The sequence below is a fragment of the Synechococcus sp. R3-13 genome (genome assembly GCF_047462195.1).
In the GTDB taxonomy this organism is placed as follows: domain Bacteria; phylum Cyanobacteriota; class Cyanobacteriia; order Thermostichales; family Thermostichaceae; genus Thermostichus.
In genome coordinates, this window is record NZ_JANSIO010000001.1 from 1 (window position 1) to 4,875 (window position 4,875).

Annotated in this window: 4 protein-coding genes; all 4 read left to right on the forward strand. The window is 59.3% G+C overall.

Translation table 11 applies throughout. The annotated features are described in order from the left end of the window. The first annotated feature begins 255 nt into the window (after positions 1–255). The 4 genes from dnaK (at position 256) to rsgA (ending at position 4,685) form a co-directional block, all read left to right on the forward strand. Positions 256–2,064, forward strand: coding sequence for a molecular chaperone DnaK (gene dnaK / locus NW856_RS00005; protein ID WP_414329166.1), 1,809 nt, complete (start codon positions 256–258; stop codon positions 2,062–2,064). 130 nt (positions 2,065–2,194) lie between these two features. Further along, positions 2,195–3,379 carry a molecular chaperone DnaJ gene (dnaJ, locus tag NW856_RS00010; RefSeq protein WP_414329167.1) on the forward strand — a complete coding sequence of 395 codons (1,185 nt, stop codon included), beginning with the start codon at positions 2,195–2,197 and terminating at the stop codon, positions 3,377–3,379. After that, on the forward strand, positions 3,376–3,645 hold the full coding sequence (locus NW856_RS00015; protein WP_414398404.1) for a sulfurtransferase TusA family protein: 270 nt from the start codon (positions 3,376–3,378) through the stop codon (positions 3,643–3,645). Before dnaJ ends, NW856_RS00015 begins: the two co-directional genes overlap by 4 nt. Continuing rightward, a complete protein-coding gene (rsgA, locus tag NW856_RS00020) occupies positions 3,642–4,685 on the forward strand; it encodes a ribosome small subunit-dependent GTPase A (protein ID WP_414398405.1) in 1,044 nt (347 codons plus the stop codon). The genes NW856_RS00015 and rsgA overlap by 4 nt, the downstream gene beginning before the upstream one ends. Positions 4,686–4,875: the final 190 nt, after the last annotated feature.

Sequence of the window (4,875 nt, forward strand, 5' to 3'; positions counted from 1 at the left end):
CCCCCCAGCCCAAGCCACCATCGAAGCTGGTCCGGAAAACACGCCCGCCTCTCCCCAAAACCCCCAACCTTCCTAGCCAAACTTGCTCACTTGAACCTTGACAAACAGAGCCAGAGCAGTCTCAGAAACGCTACAGTAAAGCTACGGAGACGAAAGCAACGTCTGAAGGTTTCTGCGGGATTCTGGGCAGAATGCTTTTAAGATCCGTGGAATTGCGTTCTTGAGTTGAGACTTGGCGCACGGGAAGAGGGGGCTATGGGTAAAGTCATCGGGATTGACCTGGGAACCACCAACAGTTGCGTGGCGGTTTTGGAAGGTGGTCAGCCCGTTGTGATCACCAACGCCGAGGGAGGGCGCACCACCCCCAGCATTGTCGGCTTCGCCAAGAACAACACCCGCTTGGTGGGCCAACTGGCCAAGCGCCAGGCGGTTACCAATGCCGAAAACACCATCTTCAGCATCAAACGCTTCATTGGCCGCACCTTTGCCGAGACCGAAGATGAGCGGAGGCGGGTTCCCTACAAAGTCATCCCCGGTCGAGACAACATGGTGGAAGTGGCGGTGCAAGATCGCGCCTACACTCCGCAGGAGATCTCCGCCATGATCCTGCAAAAGCTGAAGGCCGATGCGGAGGCCTATCTGGGGGAGCCGGTGACCCAAGCCGTGATCACCGTTCCCGCCTACTTCACCGATGCCCAGCGGCAAGCCACCAAAGATGCGGGCACTATTGCCGGGCTGGAGGTGTTGCGCATCATCAACGAGCCGACGGCAGCCGCCCTGGCCTATGGCCTAGACAAACAAGATCAAGACCTGCGCATTCTGGTTTTCGACCTGGGTGGTGGCACCTTCGACGTCTCGGTGCTGCAACTGGGCAGCGGGGTGTTCGAGGTGCAGGCGACCGCCGGCAACAACCACCTAGGGGGGGATGACTTCGACCAAAGAATTGTCGATTGGCTCATCCGTCAGTTTTTGGAGACGGAAGGGATCGACCTCTCGCGGGATCGCATGGCCCTGCAGCGGATGCGGGAGGCTGCTGAGAAGGCCAAAATTGAGCTGTCCAGCACCCAGGTTACACTCATTAACCTGCCTTTTATCACCGCCGACGATTCGGGGCCCAAGCACCTGGAAGTGGAGCTGACCCGCGGCAAGTTTGAGGAGTTGGTGCGGGATCTGGTGGAGGCCACCGTGGAGCCTACAGAACAGGCGCTGCGGGATGCTGGCCTCTCCCCTGCAGACATCGACCGCGTGCTGCTGGTGGGCGGCTCTACTCGTATTCCCGCTGTCCAGGAGAAAATTCGGCAAATCTTCAAAAAAAACCCAGATCGCTCCGTCAATCCCGACGAGGCGGTGGCCCTTGGCGCTGCCATCCAGGCAGGCGTGGTGGGTGGAGAAGTGAAAGATCTACTGCTGCTGGACGTGATCCCTCTCTCGATTGGGGTGGAAACGCTGGGGGGAGTCTTCACCCGCATCATCGAGCGCAACACCACCATTCCCACCAGTAAAACCCAGATTTTCTCCACTGCCACCGATGGCCAGAGTGTGGTGGAGATTCACGTCCTGCAGGGAGAGCGGGCCATGGCCAAAGACAACAAAACCTTGGGCCGCTTTCAGCTGACCGGGATCCCGCCGGCTCCCCGTGGGGTGCCCCAGATCGAGGTTTCTTTTGACATCGATGCCAACGGGATCTTGAAAGTCTCGGCTCGGGAAAAGGGGACAGGAATCGAGCAGAGCGTCAAGATCACCAACAACGGTGGCTTGAGCAGCAGCGAGATCGAGCGAATGCGTCGGGAAGCGGAGGCCTATGCCGAAGAAGATCAGCGCCGGCGGCAGTTGGTGGAAGCCCGCAACCAGTCGGACAGCCTGCTCTACAACTACGACAAAACCCTGCAGGAGCATGGCAATCGTCTCAGCGAAGCTCGAATCCAGCGGGGGGCTCAAGTGGCGGGCACATTGAGGGCATTGCTGGCAAATGATAACGTAGACTTAGCAACTTTACGGAACGCAATGGAAGAACTGCGGGCTGTCCTGCTGGAGATGGGTAGCGAGATCTATGGAGCTCGCTGAGGATTCTAGGCAACTGCTTGCTCTCCCCCAGCTCCGGTGCCTTGTAGGTCTGCTTCGGTTGTGCTGCCTGACAAGTTGCATCTCAAGTGTGTCTGATGTTTTGATCTTTAACCTCTTCTGAAGCGCTTCTATGGCTCGCGACTACTATGAAATCTTGGGGGTTAGCCGCGATAGCTCCAAAGAGGAGATCAAGCGCGCCTATCGACGGTTGGCTCGTAAGTACCACCCGGATGTCAACAAGGAGCCAGGCGCCGAGGAGCGCTTCAAAGAGATCAACCGTGCCTATGAGGTGCTCTCTGATAATGAGCTGAAAGCCCGCTACGATCGCTTTGGAGAAGCGGGTTTGAGTGGAGCTGCTGCGGCAGCAAGTGGATTCCAGGATTTTGCGGGGATGGGTGGCTTTGCCGACATTTTCGAGAGCTTTTTCACCAACTTTGCAGGGGCAGGAGCCAGCTATGCCCGCAGTCGCCAGGGGCCGGTACGGGGCGATGATCTGCGCTTTGACCTAAAACTGGAGTTTCTGGAAGCCATCTTCGGCGGCGAAAAGCAGATTCGCATCAGCCACCTGGAGGTCTGCAATGTCTGTGGGGGCAGCGGGGCTAAGCCCGGTACGGAGGTGAAAACTTGCCCCACCTGCGGGGGCGGTGGTCAGGTGCGGCGGGCAACCCGCACGCCGTTTGGCAACTTTACCCAGGTCTCGGTTTGTCCCACCTGTGGTGGCAGCGGTCAGGTGTTGGAAGAGCCCTGCTACAACTGCAATGGCGAGGGCTTGGCCCAAACCACGAAGAAACTGCGCATCAACATCCCAGCCGGCGTGGATAGTGGCACCCGTTTGCGGGTTTCCGGGGAAGGCGATGCCGGTCGACGCGGTGGCCCGCCCGGGGATCTCTACGTCTACCTGTTTGTGGAACCGGATCCCGACTTCCAGCGAGATGGCCTGACCATTCTCTCGGAGGTGCGGGTGAGCTATTTGCAGGCCATCTTGGGGGCCAAGGTCTCTGTGCCCACCGTGGACTCGAAAGCCGGCCTGGAGGAGGAGGTGGAGCTGACCATCCCAGCCGGATCCCAGCCGGGTACAGTGCTGACCCTGGAAGGTAAGGGGGTACCTCGCATTGGCAACCCGATGTCTCGGGGCGACCACCAAATCACGCTGGTGGTGGAGATCCCCACCCGCATCAGCTCGGAAGAGCGGGAATTGCTCATGCGCTTGGCTGAGTTGCACGGAGAACGCATCAACAAGCGGGACGGTTTCTTGGGTGGGTTGTTGCGAGGACTGGCCCAGATGCCCGGCAACCGGGAGCGTGAGGAAGAATGACTGCAGAGGCTGTTTCGTCAGAAGAGGTCAAGCTTGTCCTTGACCAGCGTGGGATCCCTTGCCCACTTAACTACGTGCGGGCGAAGCTGCGCCTGGAGCGCATGGCTCCTGGAGAACTGCTGGAGCTGTGGCTGGATGCGGGAGAACCTCTGGAGCAGGTGCCCAACAGTCTAGCCATGGCCGGGCATCGGATTGAGGGACAGGCAGCTTCCCCCGAAGGCCATTACATTCTCTGGGTGCGTCGCGGCACGCCTGCGTCGCCATGAGCCCGGTGAAACCAGAAGGAAAGGGGGATCCGGGATCCAGTTGTACCGGCTGGGTGCGAGCAGCGCAGGCCAACTTTTATCGCGTGCGTATCGATCCAAGTTTGGCTGCCCTCTTTCCCGAGATCCCGGCTCGGTTTCCGGTTGAAAAGCCCACGCCGGCAGAGATTCTCTGTACCAGTCGGGCCAAGCTGAAAAAAATGGGCCAGCAGGTGATGGTGGGGGACTGGGTGGAGGTGCGCTTGCCGCCTGCTGCCGCCGACCTCTGGCCGGAGCGGGGGGTGATCGAGGCGATCCTGCCGCGGCGCACTCAGCTGCCTCGACCCGCTATTGCCAACGCGACCCAAGTTCTGGTGGTGGTGGCCCTGGCCGAGCCCGACCCTGAGCCCAACGCCCTCAGTCGTCTGCTGGTGCAAGCTGAGGCCAGCCAACTGCGGGTTCAGGTGGTGTTGAACAAATGCGACTGCGTGGATCCAGAAGTGGCGACAACTTGGGTGGAGCGTCTGCAGAGGTGGGGATATGAGCCTCTGTTGGTCAGTGCCCACACCCAAGCTGGGATCCCCCAGTTGCAACAGTGCTGTCGAGATCAGATCTCGGTGGTGATGGGCCCTTCCGGGGTGGGCAAATCCAGCTTGCTCAATCGGCTGCTGCCGGACGTTCGGCTGGCTACTCAGGCCGTCTCCAGACGTTTGGGCCATGGTCGGCACACCACCCGCCATGTGGAGCTGTTTCCTTTGCCGGAAGGCGGTTGGATCGCCGATTCGCCGGGATTCAATGCTGGCGAAGGGATCCCGCCGGTGCATCCTTTGCAGTTGATACGGTGCTTCCCCGAAGTAAGGGATCGCTTGGGCGCCTGTCAGTTTCGCGATTGCCTGCACCATCGAGAGCCGGGCTGTGGGCTCCGAGATCTGGATTGGGAACGACGGACTTTTTACTTGCAGCTTTTGCAAGAAGTCCAGCAGGTGCAAAAGGCATCGGTGGGCCTTATCCAGCCTGGCCAAGATCCCAGTCTCGCCAGAATTGCGCGAAAGACCCCAATCTGAGGACTATAGTCATTCCAAACTAGATTGAGACACTCCTCAAGCATTCCGTGCAGCTTCTGCGACCACTCCCAGCCCCTCTTCCTTTGGGAGAGGGGAGTTAGAAACCAATACACAAATGTTTCATTCCTGTCTAAAATGACTATAAAACGACCGTAGAATGTCAGCTAGAAATCGCAGGAGCCCCGCACTG